The sequence below is a fragment of the Pseudomonas sp. GT1P32 genome (genome assembly GCF_054897805.1).
This window is the reverse complement of record NZ_CM142704.1, coordinates 771,307-786,297: the sequence shown is the minus strand read 5'-3', so window position 1 is coordinate 786,297 and position 14,991 is coordinate 771,307. Positions and strand designations below refer to the sequence as shown.

General features: G+C 57.4%; 15 protein-coding genes and 1 pseudogene. 4 read left to right on the top strand and 12 right to left on the bottom strand.

Annotated elements, in window-relative coordinates:
• The first annotated feature begins 6 nt into the window (after positions 1–6).
• Positions 7–795 carry an amino acid ABC transporter ATP-binding protein gene (locus ACYZUC_RS03700; protein ID WP_461993651.1) on the top strand — a complete coding sequence of 263 codons (789 nt, stop codon included), beginning with the start codon at positions 7–9 and terminating at the stop codon, positions 793–795.
• A gap of 130 nt (positions 796–925) precedes the next feature.
• Positions 926–1,213: a hypothetical protein gene (locus ACYZUC_RS03695; RefSeq protein ID WP_461993649.1), complete on the top strand. Its 288-nt coding sequence runs from the start codon at positions 926–928 to the stop codon at positions 1,211–1,213.
• Here ACYZUC_RS03695 and ACYZUC_RS03690 read toward each other — a convergent pair.
• Together ACYZUC_RS03690 and ACYZUC_RS03685 are read right to left on the bottom strand one after the other, a co-directional pair.
• A complete protein-coding gene (locus ACYZUC_RS03690) occupies positions 1,210–2,775 on the bottom strand; it encodes a sensor domain-containing diguanylate cyclase (protein ID WP_461993647.1) in 1,566 nt (521 codons plus the stop codon). The two genes, ACYZUC_RS03695 and ACYZUC_RS03690, sit on opposite strands and share 4 nt — an antisense overlap.
• Before the next feature lie 219 nt (positions 2,776–2,994).
• Positions 2,995–3,174 carry an Arm DNA-binding domain-containing protein gene (locus tag ACYZUC_RS03685; protein WP_461993645.1) on the bottom strand — a complete coding sequence of 60 codons (180 nt, stop codon included), beginning with the start codon at positions 3,172–3,174 and terminating at the stop codon, positions 2,995–2,997.
• A gap of 112 nt (positions 3,175–3,286) precedes the next feature.
• Here ACYZUC_RS03685 and ACYZUC_RS03680 point away from each other — a divergent pair.
• A pseudogene (locus tag ACYZUC_RS03680) lies at positions 3,287–3,582 on the top strand (aldehyde dehydrogenase family protein); the annotation flags it as partial.
• A gap of 223 nt (positions 3,583–3,805) precedes the next feature.
• Positions 3,806–4,540, top strand: coding sequence for an EthD domain-containing protein (locus tag ACYZUC_RS03675; protein ID WP_461993643.1), 735 nt, complete (start codon positions 3,806–3,808; stop codon positions 4,538–4,540).
• Positions 4,541–4,786: 246 nt separating this feature from the next.
• Here the strand turns inward: ACYZUC_RS03675 and ACYZUC_RS03670 are convergent, their stop codons facing one another.
• From ACYZUC_RS03670 to ACYZUC_RS03625, 10 genes are all read right to left on the bottom strand, one after another.
• The gene (locus tag ACYZUC_RS03670; protein ID WP_461993641.1) at positions 4,787–5,920 is read right to left on the bottom strand and encodes an FAD-dependent oxidoreductase; all 1,134 of its coding nucleotides are present in this window, start codon (positions 5,918–5,920) and stop codon (positions 4,787–4,789) included.
• A gap of 358 nt (positions 5,921–6,278) precedes the next feature.
• Positions 6,279–7,748, bottom strand: coding sequence for an NAD-dependent succinate-semialdehyde dehydrogenase (locus tag ACYZUC_RS03665; protein WP_461993639.1), 1,470 nt, complete (start codon positions 7,746–7,748; stop codon positions 6,279–6,281).
• Between the two features lie 16 nt (positions 7,749–7,764).
• A complete protein-coding gene (locus ACYZUC_RS03660; protein WP_461993637.1) occupies positions 7,765–8,781 on the bottom strand; it encodes a dihydrodipicolinate synthase family protein in 1,017 nt (338 codons plus the stop codon).
• A gap of 27 nt (positions 8,782–8,808) precedes the next feature.
• Positions 8,809–9,819: an ornithine cyclodeaminase family protein gene (locus ACYZUC_RS03655; RefSeq protein ID WP_461993635.1), complete on the bottom strand. Its 1,011-nt coding sequence runs from the start codon at positions 9,817–9,819 to the stop codon at positions 8,809–8,811.
• A gap of 99 nt (positions 9,820–9,918) precedes the next feature.
• Positions 9,919–10,878: a LysR family transcriptional regulator gene (locus ACYZUC_RS03650; RefSeq protein WP_461993633.1), complete on the bottom strand. Its 960-nt coding sequence runs from the start codon at positions 10,876–10,878 to the stop codon at positions 9,919–9,921.
• On the bottom strand, positions 10,875–11,606 hold the full coding sequence (locus tag ACYZUC_RS03645) for a FadR/GntR family transcriptional regulator (RefSeq protein ID WP_461993631.1): 732 nt from the start codon (positions 11,604–11,606) through the stop codon (positions 10,875–10,877). Before ACYZUC_RS03645 ends, ACYZUC_RS03650 begins: the two co-directional genes overlap by 4 nt.
• Positions 11,603–12,388 carry a cyclase family protein gene (locus tag ACYZUC_RS03640; RefSeq protein WP_461993629.1) on the bottom strand — a complete coding sequence of 262 codons (786 nt, stop codon included), beginning with the start codon at positions 12,386–12,388 and terminating at the stop codon, positions 11,603–11,605. The genes ACYZUC_RS03645 and ACYZUC_RS03640 overlap by 4 nt, the downstream gene beginning before the upstream one ends.
• The gene (locus ACYZUC_RS03635; protein WP_461993627.1) at positions 12,375–13,382 is read right to left on the bottom strand and encodes an NAD-dependent epimerase/dehydratase family protein; all 1,008 of its coding nucleotides are present in this window, start codon (positions 13,380–13,382) and stop codon (positions 12,375–12,377) included. Before ACYZUC_RS03635 ends, ACYZUC_RS03640 begins: the two co-directional genes overlap by 14 nt.
• The gene (locus tag ACYZUC_RS03630) at positions 13,373–14,365 is read right to left on the bottom strand and encodes a fumarylacetoacetate hydrolase family protein (RefSeq protein WP_461993625.1); all 993 of its coding nucleotides are present in this window, start codon (positions 14,363–14,365) and stop codon (positions 13,373–13,375) included. The genes ACYZUC_RS03635 and ACYZUC_RS03630 overlap by 10 nt, the downstream gene beginning before the upstream one ends.
• Positions 14,362–14,934 carry a cupin domain-containing protein gene (locus ACYZUC_RS03625; protein ID WP_461993623.1) on the bottom strand — a complete coding sequence of 191 codons (573 nt, stop codon included), beginning with the start codon at positions 14,932–14,934 and terminating at the stop codon, positions 14,362–14,364. Before ACYZUC_RS03625 ends, ACYZUC_RS03630 begins: the two co-directional genes overlap by 4 nt.
• Positions 14,935–14,991: the final 57 nt, after the last annotated feature.

Below are 14,991 nucleotides of genomic sequence, written 5' to 3'. Positions count from 1 at the left end.
CCGACCATGCAAACCCTGAAAGCTCTTGCACAAACTCCAGCCGCCGCGCTACCCGACAGCCGTAAAGTCGTGATCGATATCGCCGGCCTGGAAAAGTTCTATGGTGCCTTCCATGTGCTGCACAACATCGACCTGAAGGTCCGTGAAGGCGAACGCATAGTGTTGTGCGGACCTTCCGGCTCTGGAAAATCGACACTGATCCGCTGCATCAACCGGCTGGAAGTCGCCGAAAAAGGCCGCATCCTGGTCAACGCCACCGACTTGTCGCGGACCACCCGTGAGGCCGCCAGGGTTCGTAGCGAAATTGGCATGGTGTTTCAGCATTTCAATCTGTTCCCGCACATGAGCGTGCTCGACAACTGCACCCTGGCTCCGATTTCGGTGCGCGGTCTGAACCGCAAGAAGGCCCGGGAACTGGCCCAACATTTCCTGCAAAAAGTCGGCATCGCCAACCAGGCCGACAAATACCCCAGCCAGCTCTCCGGCGGGCAGCAACAGCGGGTGGCCATCGCCCGAGCGTTATGCATGGAACCGAAAATTATGCTGTTCGACGAACCCACCTCTGCGCTCGACCCGGAGATGGTCAGTGAGGTGCTGGATGTGATGGTGAAGCTGGCAGGCAGCGGCATGACCATGCTTTGCGTCACCCACGAGATGGGCTTTGCCCGGCAAGTGGCCGAGCGCGTACTGTTTCTCGACGGTGGCCAGATAATCGAGGACGCCCCGCCCCAAGACTTCTTCAGCGCCCCGAAAAGCGCTCGGGCCAAGACCTTTCTTGCGCAAATCGTTCATTGAGGCGACATAGGCGCACAGCTTGCAAAGCGGCTATTGGCAATGTGTCAATTTCCGCTTGCTGATACACGGATTTGAAGGGTGACTTTGAAACCGTACTTAACTGAATCGCGAGCTTCTACGGGGAGTTTGCATGCTCAGATTTTTCGCCACTTTTCTGATGGCCGCCCGGGTTCAAATGTTTGCGTTACCAGCGAAGGTGAGGATCAAGCCAACTCGTTCGCTAACATTTACGCATCACCGTCATCGCGGGCAAGCCCATTTCTACAACTCAAATATTCTGTGCGAACAATCGAATGTAGTCGTGGTACTCCAAGGCGACCAGCCCACCATTGATCCGGCAGCAGTTCGTGCAACGTTATTGCCCTTAATCCAGATAAAGAATGTGATATTGCAACGCTTGCAACAGTTTGACGTCTAAGCGCTGACGACCCGGTTGCGCCCATTCTGTTTGGCGCTGTAACTGGCCAGGTCGGCACGGCGCAGCAATTCTTTGGTGCTGAGGTCTGCAGTCCAGGTGGCGACACCGAAACTGGCGGTGACGCGGCCTGCGACTGCGATCTCGTGATTGGCCAGGGACTGGCACAACACGATGGCCAATTGTTCGGCGCTTTCCTGTGACGTGAACGGGCAAAGGATAGCCAATTCTTCACCACCGATCCGGCAAAACACGTCGCTGGCGCGCAAGCGTTGGCGGATCAGTGTGCAGGTTTGCTTGAGTACCGTATCACCCACCTCATGGCCGAATCGGTCATTGATGGATTTGAAGTGATCGAGGTCGAGCATGATCAACGAGAACCCGGCGGCGTAACGTTTGCCGGTGTCCACCAGATGCTCCAGCGAACTCATGAAGTGACGACGGTTATAAATGCCGGTCAACTCATCGGTGATGGCCTGGGTTCGCAGTTTTTCTTCGCGATCCTTGAGCTCGGTGATGTCACTGAACGAGCCATACCAGACGAATGTCTGGTCCGGCTGACGCTCGGCGTAGGACTGTCCGCGCAACCAGCGCAGACCTTTGACCGGCAGCAACACGCGAAAATCGCAGGTCCAGCCCTCGCCGGTTTCTACCGATTGAGCCGTGACCGCCCTGATCAAAGGCAGGTCCTCGGGGTGCAGGCGCTGGAACAGTGGACTGCCGGCGAAATTGACACCGATGACCGCTTCGGCCTTGAGCTCGAAAACGTATTCGACGCTGGGGCTGCAAAATGAAAAGTAACCGTCGCCCGGTGGCAGCAAGTGGTACTGGTAGAGCACGTTGGGGATGCGTTGGGTCAGCAGCGTCAACAGTGCTTTGCTTTCCTTGATCCGGTTGAGCAACTCGATACGCTCGCTGACGTCGATGATCACGCTGATGTGTTCGACCTCGCCGCTACTGGCGTCATTAAATCGGGCGTGGCGCAGTTCGCCGGTGAACCGGCTACCGTCCTTGCGCTGATAATGCCACTCCATGGCTTTGCTGGATCCCGTGTCATCGAGGGCGAGTTGGCCGATCAGTTGTTTGTCGGTCAGGGCCTGAAACGTCGGAGCGGCGCAGGCACGACGGGTATCGATGTCTTCCTGAACGTGGAGCAGTTCGACGTTATTGCGCCCCAGCACCTCTTCACGGCTGAAGCCGAACAAGGCCTGGGCACCGTCGCTGAACAGCTTTATCCGGCCTTCGGGGTCGGTGGTGACGACCGCCACCTGGGTCGCGGCATTGATCAGGTTGGTGATACGTGCGTTCAAGAATCTGATCTGGTTTTTCCGTGCAATCAATTCGTTGAACTGCGCCTCCGACTGCTTCTGGCGGTGGAGTGTGGAGACGCAAAGACTACCCAGAAAAAGCGTTTGAACGATCAGAGCCAGTTCGGCATAACTGTGGGTCAGGGTCTGGTCAGGAAGCCAGATCAACACCAGCGTGGTACTCAGACTCAGCACCAGACCAAACGACAGGCCAAGAAAAAAAAAGTTACTTTTGGGGGGCTTGATCGGGGGAATCATAAACACCTGCAAGATGATCTGTAAGGCTGTTAGCGCACTTGCCCTGCTGACGCTGCGAAAGATTATCTCCAAGGCTGCGGACGGATAGCTAGTAAATAAAGCGTTTCAGCCCATCCGTTTAGAACCCAGTGGCCGCACTGAGCGCCAGCAAATTGGTTTGCCCGGCAACCACTTTCATTACATCAAGCACAGCACCAAAACGCGCAACTCGATCAAATGCTAGCGAGAAATCTCGGCGCCCTTTGCGACGACGCAAAGGGCATTGTCGCGAGCCGAGCGAGCCTCCTTGAGACTTAATTCCGGATACATTCCCGAGGAAATTCGAGCCGGCGTGCTCAGCCAAGAGAATGGAAGATGCCAGCTCTTGGCACGAAAGAGGCTGGCGAACACACCTTGCATTTGGGCAGATTCAACCCGGCGATCTGCTGGTCATCGATAGCCGCAACGATGCGGCTACCGCCTCGGCTGGCAACATTCCGGTGACCCGGCTGTTCGTTTGTGGTACCCGCTGCAATTCGTCGAAGCAACCCGCGAGTTGGCCGTCAGCGATCTATAGGCCACAGAGACCTACATGGATCCTATGCTCGCTTCGATCTTCGTGATGAGCTGGATCGTCATGTCAGTAGACACTGGAAGAAGACGCAACATTGATAATGGGCAGCAAGAAGGCTGAACACCCTGGCAACTTTATATCAGCCCAAGGTATTCGCAGATGTCACTGACCGGATGACCTCGTTCAAACAGGAGTTGTTTGGGCCGGTGGCGTTGATCATCACCGTGCTCGATGCTCATGCGCTAGAACTTTCCTACTCGTGCTCACGGGTTAGCACATAAAAATCAGGTGAAGACTCGTCAAGCATGTTTTTACGTGATACCTGCTAGCAGAAACACTGATTGGTTTGGAGGGCAATTTTGATCTTATCTTTTACTGCTAAAAAATATTACGGTGAATATAGCCTTAAAAAATCGTACTCGATGTTTAGATAGATTAAATAAATTTAATTAAACCCTACCAGACGCGAGCGTCCTCATGATTAAAATTCTAGCCGCTGTACGCCGAAAGCCCGGAATGACTCATGCTGAGTTTTTGGAATATATAGAGCACCAGCATGGAAAAATCGCTCAGGCTAAACCATTAGGTGTAAAACGATACGTGCAAAATCATGTCATCGACTCTGCTTTCGGAGTTGACTCCGATACTTCCTACACACAAACCTTTCACCGAGACTCCATCACGGAATTATTTTTTGACGATATGTCAGGTTTAATTCACACCTTCAGCAATCCCTACACCCAACAAACCACCGGACCTGATGCAAGAAATTTCGCTGACCTCTCCAAACAAGCAGCTCAGTTGATGGATGACGCAGAGATATTCAATGCAGGCGCAGCTCCCCTGAAATGGAAGGCAATGATTTTCCTGAAAAAGAACCCAACGTTGAACCTGGATACCTTTTTCACTGCTTGGGATTTGGCGCACGATGCCATCGCCAGTCAATACCCACACTTCCAAAATGCGCTACGCAGGTATGTTCGTTCCAGGTATCTCCCCGAAGGAGACAGGGTGACATCCTATTTCGGAGCAAACATAGCAGTATACGAAGGCGCATCGAGCATGTGGTTTGAATATGAAGCCGATCTTTTTAGTTTTCGTGAGTATCAAAGATCACTGTTCCAACAGCTTTCTGACGATGGGATCGCGCTATCGTCAGAATCCTTCTTCGTGTATGTCAAAGAAGTTGTAATTCTCAATCTGCGCCAGTAAACCTTAATCAATGAAGCGGCTATCCTACATCACTGAAATGGTAGTTTTCCCCAATTGAGTTCGCACTCAAATGCTGGGTACAGCGCACCGGATGCAGGATAGCTACTCATTAAAACTCAAGGGCATTTATTGATGCAGGCGTGAACTTCTTCGACCTGGATGCTCAAGCAATTCAAGGTCGCTTTTACACCGTTCTTTTTCAGGCTACATACTAGCCTCCCCCTCCAGCCGAAGGGTCTCGACAACTCAGATAGGCTCAGCCAACGTAGCAGTGGACTCTCGCATGATCTGAGCATGCTCTTCCTTGTCACCCGCACTTTTTTCTATCTCGCACAGCCGTGCAGAGTTCTCGACCACCAGTTGGCAACGCTCCCAACGCCGCGCTTCGAACCGGTTCAGGGCAGCCTGTAGATCGCTATCGGCAAACAATTCTTCGGCAAGCACGATGGCGCTCTCGATACCAATTCCAGCTCCGGAAGCCAGATGTGGCGTGGTGGCATGCACCGTGTCCCCAATCATCACTATGCGGCCTTTATGCCATGGCAACGGTACCAAAAGATTGGCCAGCGGGCGATAGTCGATATTGGCGCCCGGCTCGTACAGTTGCGGCACAAGCGTTTGCAGGATCGGGGCTGGGAACTCACCCAGAAGACGCGCCATTTCGCTTGGCCAATTGATCGGTTCAATCCACTCGGAAAACTCGCGATTTTCCATGAGGAACATATACATATGCGTCTCGGAAATCGGATTGACGCCGACCTTGGTGCGTCCCAGCCAATGACTGGGGCGGACGATTTCCTGCGGACGCTTCAGCACCGCGCGCCAGACACTCTGGTGAATGGGTTTTGGCGAGGGTGCTTCTGGAAACAACTCCTTTCGCAACCGCGAATGCACGCCATCGGCGGCGATGACCAGGTCATAGCGCCCGGCGGTTCCATCAGTGAAAGACACTTCAACGCCGTCCGCATGCTCGACGATGCTGTCGAACGTGATGCCCAGGCGCACATTAGTGCCCACTTCCCGCGTCTTGTCGGCAAAAATCCGAGCCAGCACCGGGCGCAGGATGCCACCGCCACAGGGAATCGGTTTATCGCTGACCGGGGGTCGAAGCGCCAACTGCACGATCAGGTCGCCCGCCGGTGAAAACACATCGAAATTGGTCGACAGATACCCTTCCGCGGCCACCCTTTCCAGAATCCCGACCATATCAAGCGCTCGCAACGTGGGCCCGCTGAGCGTAATACCGGCCCCCAGGGGGCACCACAAAGGATCTATTTCGACCAGGTCTACTTCAACTCCCTGACGGGCAAGCTGGATAGCCGCGGTCATACCGGAAAACCCTCCTCCGATAACCAGGACCTTATTGACTGCTGCAATCATCACGCTCTCCTAATTATTCTTATTTCAATCGGGCCGACATTGCATTGCGCACCGACGAGCTCTGCAGCGCTATCGACTCAATGCCGCAGACTCATGAAGTTCCGACTGAAAATGCCGGATCAACGACGAGACTATCGAAATGGATATCAGCGCTGAAATCGCTTTCCACAATCCGAGGTATCGCCGCAGGTGATGGGTGTCGGAGGGTAGGCCTGTCCGATTGCCCGGGTGCCTGCCTTTGCGGCAGAACCAGGTTTTGTCAGCCTGCGCGAGGACGCTTGCCTCGCGTGTAAATACAGGAGGCCGACGAAATGCGGCTCATATGAACTGCAATCCACCGGCCTTTAACTACGTTAGTTCACACGCTTTCCAAGCCATCCCAGCAGAGGTATTTCACCTCAAGGAATTCGTCGATCCCAAGGTGAGATCCCTCTCGCCCAAGGCCGCTCTGCTTCACGCCACCGAAGGGAGCGACCTCATTTGAAATCAAGCCACAGTTGATGCCCACCATGCCCGATTCGATGCGAGCGGCGTTGCGCCAGATACGGGCCGCGTCACGGCTGAACAGATACGCCGCCAAGCCAAACTCGCTGTCGTTGGCCATGGCAATGGCTTCATCATCACTGTCGAAACGCACCAGTGGCATGACAGGGCCGAATATCTCTTCGCGAGCAACCCGCATCCCATGAGTCACATCAGCCAACAATGTGGGCTGGAAGAAACACCCGCCAAGCGAATGGGGCTTGCCGCCGGACAGCAGTCGAGCACCTTGCGCCAGCGCATCATCAACAAGGGCCTGGGATTTTCGTACCGCCGCGTCATCGATCAACGGCCCGACCTGTACACCAGGCTCCAGGCCATTGCCCACCTTCAGGCGCGCCATGCGCTCGATGATGCGCTCGGCCAGTGCGTCATAAATCCCTGACTGCACCAATACCCGGTTCGCGCCGATACATGACTGCCCGCCATTGCGAAACTTGGCCAACATCACACCGTCAGCTGCCGCATCAAGATCGGCATCGTCGAAGACAATGAACGGGGCGTTGCCGCCCAGTTCCATGGAGCATTTCTTGACCGTCTGCGCCGCTTGCGCCAACAGCAGCCGCCCCACTTCGGTGGACCCTGTGAAGGTGAGCTTGCGCACCAACGGGTTAGCCGTGAGTTCACCGGCAATGTCTCGGGTGTCATTACCCGTGATCACACTGAAAACACCGGCCGGTACACCCGCGCGTTGCGCGAGTTCGGCGAGTGCCAGCGCGGTCATGGGCGTCTGGCTTGCCGGTTTCACGACCATTGTGCAACCCGCCGCAAGCGCCGGAGCGGCCTTGCGCGTGATCATGGCAGCCGGGAAGTTCCATGGCGTTATCGCGGCGCAGACCCCGATGGGTTCGCGCAGTACCACAATGCGCTGAGTGTCCTTTACGCCCGGAATCAGATCACCACGCACTCGTGTGGCTTCTTCGGAAAACCATCGTACAAAAGACGCAGCGTAATCGACTTCACCCCGCGCCTCTTCCAGAGGCTTACCCTCCTCCAGAGTAATCAGCGTGGCTATATCCTCACGATGTTCAACCATCAACTCGTACCAACGACGTAACACCTCACCGCGGTGTTTAGCCGTCAGGCGACGCCACGGCCCGAATGCATCATGCGCTGCGTCGATTGCACGCCGTACTTCAACTTCGCGACAGCGTGGCAGCTCGGTCAGCACCGTTTGATCCACTGGATTACGCAGTGTGTACTGACCGTGTAGTGTCTCGTTCAGCCACTCTCCAGCGATGTAGGCACCCGTACGCCACAGCGTGGGATCTTTAAGTAAATGCTTCACTTTGCAATCCTCCTAATCAGCAAGGGTGACGCCCGATCATGAAGGCGCTGTCAGGATCCGAAGTCACCGGCAGGCCCGCAGCAACCAACCCTTGACGCAGGGATTTCATGAGGCGATCCGGAACGCGCATCGCCGGGGCACGCAGTGGGCCGCCGTTGAAGCCGGCGAGCCAGTCCTGGTATTTCCACATTGTGCGATTGAGCACCCCCGTACCGCCGGCATAGCTTTGAGCGGCGGCGCCGTTGGCGCTGCGTGCCGGATTGACCTTCCAATACAGTTCCATCGCCTCCTCGAACCGGCCCGTGCGCGCCAGTTCGAAAGCTTTCGGGTAGTAGTCGCTCATCCAGGCGGTGTTGCTGGTGCCGGAAAACTGCAGTTTCATCAGGCTCATCAAGGGAATTGCGTCACCTTCGATCGGGCAACTGATCACGACCTGATCACGGAAGTGGTAGTACATCTCGCAAATGCCAGCCGGCAGCGGAAACCCTTGCTCCGATTTGATCGCCGCGATATTCGGACAATCGGCCAACAGGCGACGGACCAGCTCCAGCGACATACCCGCCGGATGCACGCGCTCAAAGCCCCATAGCGGAATCGGGAACAGCATGACGGCAAGGTCCGTCGCGTCGCAAACTGACTTGGTGTAGTCGTAGATTTCCTGCTCGCTGGTCGGCCAGAACTGCGGTGGGTAGGAGAGCAGGACGATGTCTACACCGGATTTCTCGGCGAGCTTTACCGCCTCGATATTCTCTGCAAGCGTGCCAAACGCCGCGTGGAAGAACAGGATCAGGTCTTTCCCCGACTCACGCGCCCAGGCGGTGAATTGAGCGTTTTCCTGGGGCGAGATCGCCAGCTCGCTGCAGAGCAATGTGCTGCTATAACCCAGCCCAACCGTATGCTCGATGTCGTGGCGTATGCCACGTTCATTGAGCTGCTTCAGGTCTGCACTGAAGCTTGGGATGGTGACAGCCGAGCAGCCCACCAGGTTTTCACGGGCCCAGGCGCGGGCATCAGCTTTCTTGTAAGTAGCCATGATGACTTCCTTTGAACAGTGGAGGGTTTATTTCGAGACAGGGACAATGCTGGCAGGCAGCTCGATACCGAGGCCTTGTTGCCTGGCGCGCTCGTACAGCGCTTGTGCAATGACAACATCCTGCAGCGCCGAGCCAACTGACTTGTAGAGAACGATGTCGCTTTCGTTTTGGCGCGCATTAACGCGACCTGCTACCAGATCCGACAGCGCTACTAATTTGTCGGCGACATAAACGCCGGCACTGATCGCTGCAATGGCGTCACCCGTATCGTGAAGCACCTCCTGCGGCATATCAGCGACAATGCAGACGGCTCGATCCATCGTGACCGGGTCAACCTCCCGTTGCTCAGGCAAGGTGGAACCCAATGAAACGACCGTAACGCCCGCGGGCAGCCACTCCCCCAGCAATACGGGAGATTCGTCACGGCTGCGTGCGGCACAAATCACGACATCGCAGTCCTGCACGGCTTCTTGCGCGGTGTTCACCGCTTGAATATCCAGCCCCGGTCTGAAGCTTTCGGCAAACCGCTCACGGCTCGCAGGCGTTGGACTGAACACCCTGACACGGGCCACATCCCGCACCGACTTAAGGCAGTCAAGCGCGCCACGCGCTTCAAACCCCGCACCAATCACGCCAACCCGTAGTGCCCGTTTAGGTGCCAGGAGATCGACCGCCAGCGCAGCCGTTGCAGCAGTACGCAACCCCGTCACCCGATTGCCATCGATCAGAGCACTGAGCGCCATGGTTTGCTGGTTGAACAATGCGATCAGATAGCTCGCGCAGCGCGCCCGCATGGAGGCCGCAATCAACTTGCATCCCATATGGCCGCCAGCGGGGGGTACGGCAGTCAAACTGCGCAGCCAGATACCGTCGCCCCGCGCCATGGAACGAGGCGGCACCATGGCATCGGATGTGGGGCAGGCATACGCCTCGGCGAGCGCGGCAACGGCTGCGCTCCAGTCGACGAGCGAGGCTACATCGGCGTCGCTGAGAAAAAGCGTCGGGGCAATTACTTGGGGCTCTTGGGAGTGATGCATGTCGCTAACCTCGCAATCGGGTATCAGCCATTGATTGACTGACACCCTACGAGGCGCGCACCACACCGGATACTGCTTGGAGTCGAAAGCAGCTATCGCTCAAATCGATGGCATGGCCAAATTGCAGATCAACCGGCGCACTTCACGGGAGGCACGTGTCACAGGACGGCGGGGGGACTCGACAAGCACGACGAAGCGCTCAAGAACCGGATCGACGATGCGCGATGACATCAGCCGTTGATCCAGTGATCCCGGTAGCACAGAGGCAATGGCATAGCCGCCACCCGCCGCCACGACTTCGTACTGGAGCTGGACGGAGTCTGCTTCCACGGCAACGCACAACTCCACGCAATGCTCGGCGGCCAGATGATCGAGCCTGGCTCTCAACAGATGGGGACGCCCAGGTACGACCAATGGCAACCCCGATAATTGTTTTAATGCGATATCTCGATTGGCGAGGCGCGGATCGACGGCAGGCCCCACCAGATGCAGGGGAAGCCTGGCCAGTAGATGGGCTTCTGCGATACTTGCCTCACTCTCGCGCAGCACCAACGCCATATCCAGACGGCCATCATGCAACTGCTCTTCGAGTTGAGCGCTCGCGCCCTCGATCAGATGCAATCTCACGCCTGGCATCTGGGCGCGCACCGCAGAAAAAAGTGTCCCCGCATATCGACGCACCGCGGAGGGCAACATGCCCACGACCACCTCCCCCACCGGTTTTCCACGCAGGTTACGAATGTCATCGGCAAGGCCTTCAGCGTCCGCGAGAAGACCCGATATACAAGGCAACAACTGCTCTCCAAACTCGGTCAGGAGCACCCCGCGCCCGGTTCGATGAAACAGGCGCTCGCCACATTGCGACTCGAGCTGGGCAATGTTTCGACTCACCATGGACTGCGGCATATCCAGCAATACTGCCGCTTTGCTGAGGCTTCCAGCCGCCACGACACGTACAAACAAGGTCCATCGAGGATCGATGATCGTTAGAGCAGTGGCAGGATACTGCGACGCCGTGTCAGGCCCATGGGCACTCTGAATGTTTTTATTATTTGTCATGTCATCAGCTCGTTGCGGGCCTGATGCAGATACTCGCGACTGTCCTGAAGATGCAGGCGCATGGCAGCGCGCGCGTATTCAGCGTCCTGATTAAAGATTGCCTGATAAATCTGTTCGTGCTCGCTTTGCATGCGTTGTTCGTAGTGCGAAGGCTCATCGTGAAACAGACCCGCAGAATCCAGTCGGCTGCGCGGGATGATGACCACGCCCAGGTTGAGCAGTGTGTTGGCGATGTAGTGATTACCTGTCGCCTGCGCAACGCTCAAATGGAACTGAAAATCCAACGCTGCCCGGTCATTCACACTGACTTCAGGCTGTTCAAGCTGATCGAGAACCGCCCGCAACTCACTCAAATGCTCGGGGGTACGTCGTTGAGCGGCGAGCCCGGCTGCTTCTACCTCAAGACCGATCCGAAACTCCATGATCGCCAGCGAATCAATGACGATGCCGATCGTAGCCGGGTCGATGAATGTCTCCAGCGACAGTGCGCTGCCCCGCACAAAAGTCCCGATACCATGGCGTGTCTCAACCATTCCAGCGGCTTGTAGGCGAGACATTGCCTCGCGCACTACCGTTCTGCTGACCCCATGCTCAAGCATGATGGCCGCTTCGGTGGGTAACTTTTCACCGCCACGCAGTCGCCCCTCAAGAATGTGCGTTGAGAGCAGAGCCTCAAGCCTCTGAGAAAGGCTACCGCGTTTTTTTCCACCGTCCGCAGGCATGCTCATTCCTCGAAAATCGCCACGGCGCGGACGAAACCGGCCGAGGCGTGCCGGATCTTATAGGGGAAACAGGACACCTGAAAACCATGGGACGGCAGGCATTCCAGGTTGGCCAGTTTCTCCATCTGGCCGTAGCCAATGTCACGGCCGGCCTTGTGGCCTTCCCAGATGATCGAGGCGTCGCCCGTGGCGGCAAAGCGTTCGCGTGTGTATTTGAATGGCGCATCCCAGCTCCAGGCATCGGTGCCGACCACACGCACGCCGCGCTCCAGCAAATACAACGTGGCCTCGCGGCCGATGCCGACCCCGGCATCCAGATACCCTGGCTGGCCAAACAGGGTACCGGCGCGGGTGTTGACCAGGACAATATCCAGCGGCCGTAGCGCGTGATTGATGCGCTCCAACTCAGCTTGCACTTCGGCAGCGCTGACCACATGGCCATCCGGTAAATGACGAAAATCCAGCTTCACGCCGGGTTGCAGGCACCAGTCCAACGGCAGCTCGTCGATACCGAAAGCCGGCTTGCCACCATCCGTGGTCGAGGCGTAGTGCCAAGGGGCGTCCATATGCGTACCGCTGTGAGTCGTAATCTGCAGGCGCTCAGCCGCCCAGGATTCATCGCCGGGCAGTTGCTCCTTGGACAGGCCGGGAAACATCGCGGCCATCTCCGGCCAGCCTTGCTGATGGTCCATGTAGTCGATTTTCGGCAGCAATGGCGGTGGATCAGTGTAGGGGTTGTTGTCCAGGGTAACGGACAGGTCCACCAGACGGCGTTTAGTTGATTGCATTTTCGGCCACTCCAAGCGCCACCCGTCCACGCGCACGGCGCGTTGGGGTAGCAGCGTTCAAACTGTTACGTATCAAGGCGCCGGCAGAGCCGTCATGACGAAAGCCAAGGGCACGGGATTGGGGGGTTTTCATCGCAGGGAAATTGCCGAACAACGCTTCCAGTCCAGCATCCGGTGCGAAGCTGATCAACGCGCGACGTTCCTGGCCGTAGGCAGCGGCCAGGGCATCGATGACCTGGGCAATCGACAGGTGCAGCAGCGGTAATTGCCAGACGCGTGACTCGCCAAGCCCGGCGGCCGGCAGTTCGGCGGCCCGTAGCAGGTTATCCACGCAACACTTCACGGACATCCACCAGGCCTGCGCCTGCGGCGAAACCGGACAACAATACGACTGGCCTTCGGCGAAGGCGTGCAGCAGATCGCTCATGAAAGCCGAACGCAGTCCATTGGGTTCACGTGGACGGGCAACAATGCCGGGCAGACGCACGGCACGACCGTCCACTTCGCCTCGTCGGGCAAGGTCGTTGAGCGCGATTTCTACCATCACCTTGTGCGCACCGTAACTCAACTGCGGGCGCGGCGCGGCGCGCTCATCGATGCGCGCCGGCAGGTCGCCACCGTACACCGCCACGCTGCTGGCATACACCAGCACCGGCGTACCAGGCTGTTCGCGCAACTGGTCAAGCAACTCCAGGCTTGCCAGCAGGTTGACTTGATAGCCCAGTGAATAGTGCTGCTCGGCGGCCCCACCAGGGATGCTTACCAAGTGAAAAACCACATCGATGCCATCGGCCAGCGCACGACGCAACAAGGCGGCGTCGGTAACGCTGCCGCAATGCCGGCGCAGGCGCTTATCTTCAGCAAACCCCGCCAACTCTTTATCCAGCAGTATCAACGCGCTGATCGGCCGGCCTTGTAATTCATTTGTTTCGAGCAATCGTTCCACCAGTGCTCGCCCGATAAAACCATTGGCCCCGGTAATCATCACGCGCATGGGATACCTCCGCACACGACACGCTGGTCTATCGCCCCGAATACCGACTGCCCTTGCTGATCGAAGACTTCCATGCGCACGCGGTCACCGAAGCGCATGAAGGGCGTCTGTGGCGCACCTTGCTCAATCATCTCAACCGCACGACGTTCGGCGATGCAGGCAGCGCCAACACTGGGATCGGCATTGGAAACGGTGCCGGAACCTATCAGGCAGCCCGCCCTGAGTCGCCTGGTCAGCGACGCGTGAGCAATCAACTGATGAAAGCCGAAATGCATGGCGCCACCATGGGCGTGGCCAAACCATTGACCGTTCCATTCCACCCGCAGCGGCAGATGCACACGCCCATCACGCCAGGCTTCACCCAGCTCGTCAGGGGTAATCGCCACCGGTGCAAAAGTTGATGAGGATTTGGCCTGGATAAAACCAAAGCCTGTCTTCATTTCACGTGGCCCGAGCGCTCGCAGGCTGACATCGTTGACTTGCAGAATGAGTCGAATATGGCTTGCGGCCTCCTCTGCCGAGCAGCCCATGGGCACGTCATCGACCATCACCGCGTACTCACCTTCAAAGTCGATGCCATGGGCTTCACTCGGTAGAACGATGTCGTCGTGGGGGCCCAGGAAATCATCGCCGCAGCCCTGATACATCAGCGGCGTGTGTTCAGCGCCTTCGATCGGATCAAGCGCAAAAGCCTTCTGCATCCGCTCCCCGTGACTGAGGAAAGACGAGGCATCCAACCACTGCCAGGCACGCGGCAACGGTGCAGCGGCCAGCTGCGGATCGAAGGCAAAGGCACCGGCCTGCGATCCCTCATTCAAGGCGTCATACCGCGCGCGCAAAGCGCTCTCGATGCTGGACCAATGATCGACGGCATCCTGCAGCGTCGCGGCAATATCGCTGGCATCCACCGCCCAGGCCAGGTCGCGTGACACCACCAGCAGGCGACCATCGCGACTGTGAGTCTTGAGGGTACTCAGCTTCATGCCTGTTCTCCTTGCAGCTCGGGCGCGAAGCGGCCATCGAGCAGGACGAACAACATGCGTGCCATCTGCTCGGTGCGATTGCTCCAGGCGTGGTTGGTGCCTCGCTGCACGACGATGTCACCGCGCTTGAGATGCACCTCCTCGCCATCCAGCACCAGCCAGACCTCGCCTTCCGTGACCACGCCGTAATCGAGCGTTTCGGTGCGGTGCATCAGCTTGTGTTTGGAATCAGCCTGTCCCGTACCGGCATGGGCCTGGCCAATTTCGGCAAAGGTCGCCGCTGCATCCTCGGCACTGACCTGGTTCTGCACGCTGTCAGGCGGAATATCCACCACGCGGATAACACTGCCCAGCGGTGCAGGACTCAATTGAAGCGGTTTGCTGGTCGGGTCGTCGCCGTTATCCAGCACGGCCGGGCTGGCGCCACTGTTCCAGATCTCATGGAAGACCGTGCCAGGTACTGCCTTGAGCGGGAAGCTGTTCGGCGTCGGCCCGCTGAGCGCGACCACCGCTTGGCCCTGGGCATCGTGCCCGGTAACTACACGTTTGAAACCAGGAAGTTGTTGCATGTTCGACTCCTCAATCAGTTGGCGAAACGCAGCATCGGGTAGAGATGAATTCATAAA

Coding starts and splice junctions, on each gene's coding strand:
- ACYZUC_RS03700 (WP_461993651.1), top strand. CDS start 7: ATGCAAACCCTGAAAGCTCTTGCACAAACTCCAGCCGCCGCGCTACCC.
- ACYZUC_RS03695 (WP_461993649.1), top strand. CDS start 926: ATGCTCAGATTTTTCGCCACTTTTCTGATGGCCGCCCGGGTTCAAATG.
- ACYZUC_RS03690 (WP_461993647.1), bottom strand. CDS start 2,775: ATGATTCCCCCGATCAAGCCCCCCAAAAGTAACTTTTTTTTTCTTGGC.
- ACYZUC_RS03685 (WP_461993645.1), bottom strand. CDS start 3,174: ATGCAAGGTGTGTTCGCCAGCCTCTTTCGTGCCAAGAGCTGGCATCTT.
- ACYZUC_RS03675 (WP_461993643.1), top strand. CDS start 3,806: ATGATTAAAATTCTAGCCGCTGTACGCCGAAAGCCCGGAATGACTCAT.
- ACYZUC_RS03670 (WP_461993641.1), bottom strand. CDS start 5,920: ATGATTGCAGCAGTCAATAAGGTCCTGGTTATCGGAGGAGGGTTTTCC.
- ACYZUC_RS03660 (WP_461993637.1), bottom strand. CDS start 8,781: ATGGCTACTTACAAGAAAGCTGATGCCCGCGCCTGGGCCCGTGAAAAC.
- ACYZUC_RS03655 (WP_461993635.1), bottom strand. CDS start 9,819: ATGCATCACTCCCAAGAGCCCCAAGTAATTGCCCCGACGCTTTTTCTC.
- ACYZUC_RS03650 (WP_461993633.1), bottom strand. CDS start 10,878: ATGACAAATAATAAAAACATTCAGAGTGCCCATGGGCCTGACACGGCG.
- ACYZUC_RS03645 (WP_461993631.1), bottom strand. CDS start 11,606: ATGAGCATGCCTGCGGACGGTGGAAAAAAACGCGGTAGCCTTTCTCAG.
- ACYZUC_RS03640 (WP_461993629.1), bottom strand. CDS start 12,388: ATGCAATCAACTAAACGCCGTCTGGTGGACCTGTCCGTTACCCTGGAC.
- ACYZUC_RS03635 (WP_461993627.1), bottom strand. CDS start 13,382: ATGCGCGTGATGATTACCGGGGCCAATGGTTTTATCGGGCGAGCACTG.
- ACYZUC_RS03630 (WP_461993625.1), bottom strand. CDS start 14,365: ATGAAGCTGAGTACCCTCAAGACTCACAGTCGCGATGGTCGCCTGCTG.
- ACYZUC_RS03625 (WP_461993623.1), bottom strand. CDS start 14,934: ATGCAACAACTTCCTGGTTTCAAACGTGTAGTTACCGGGCACGATGCC.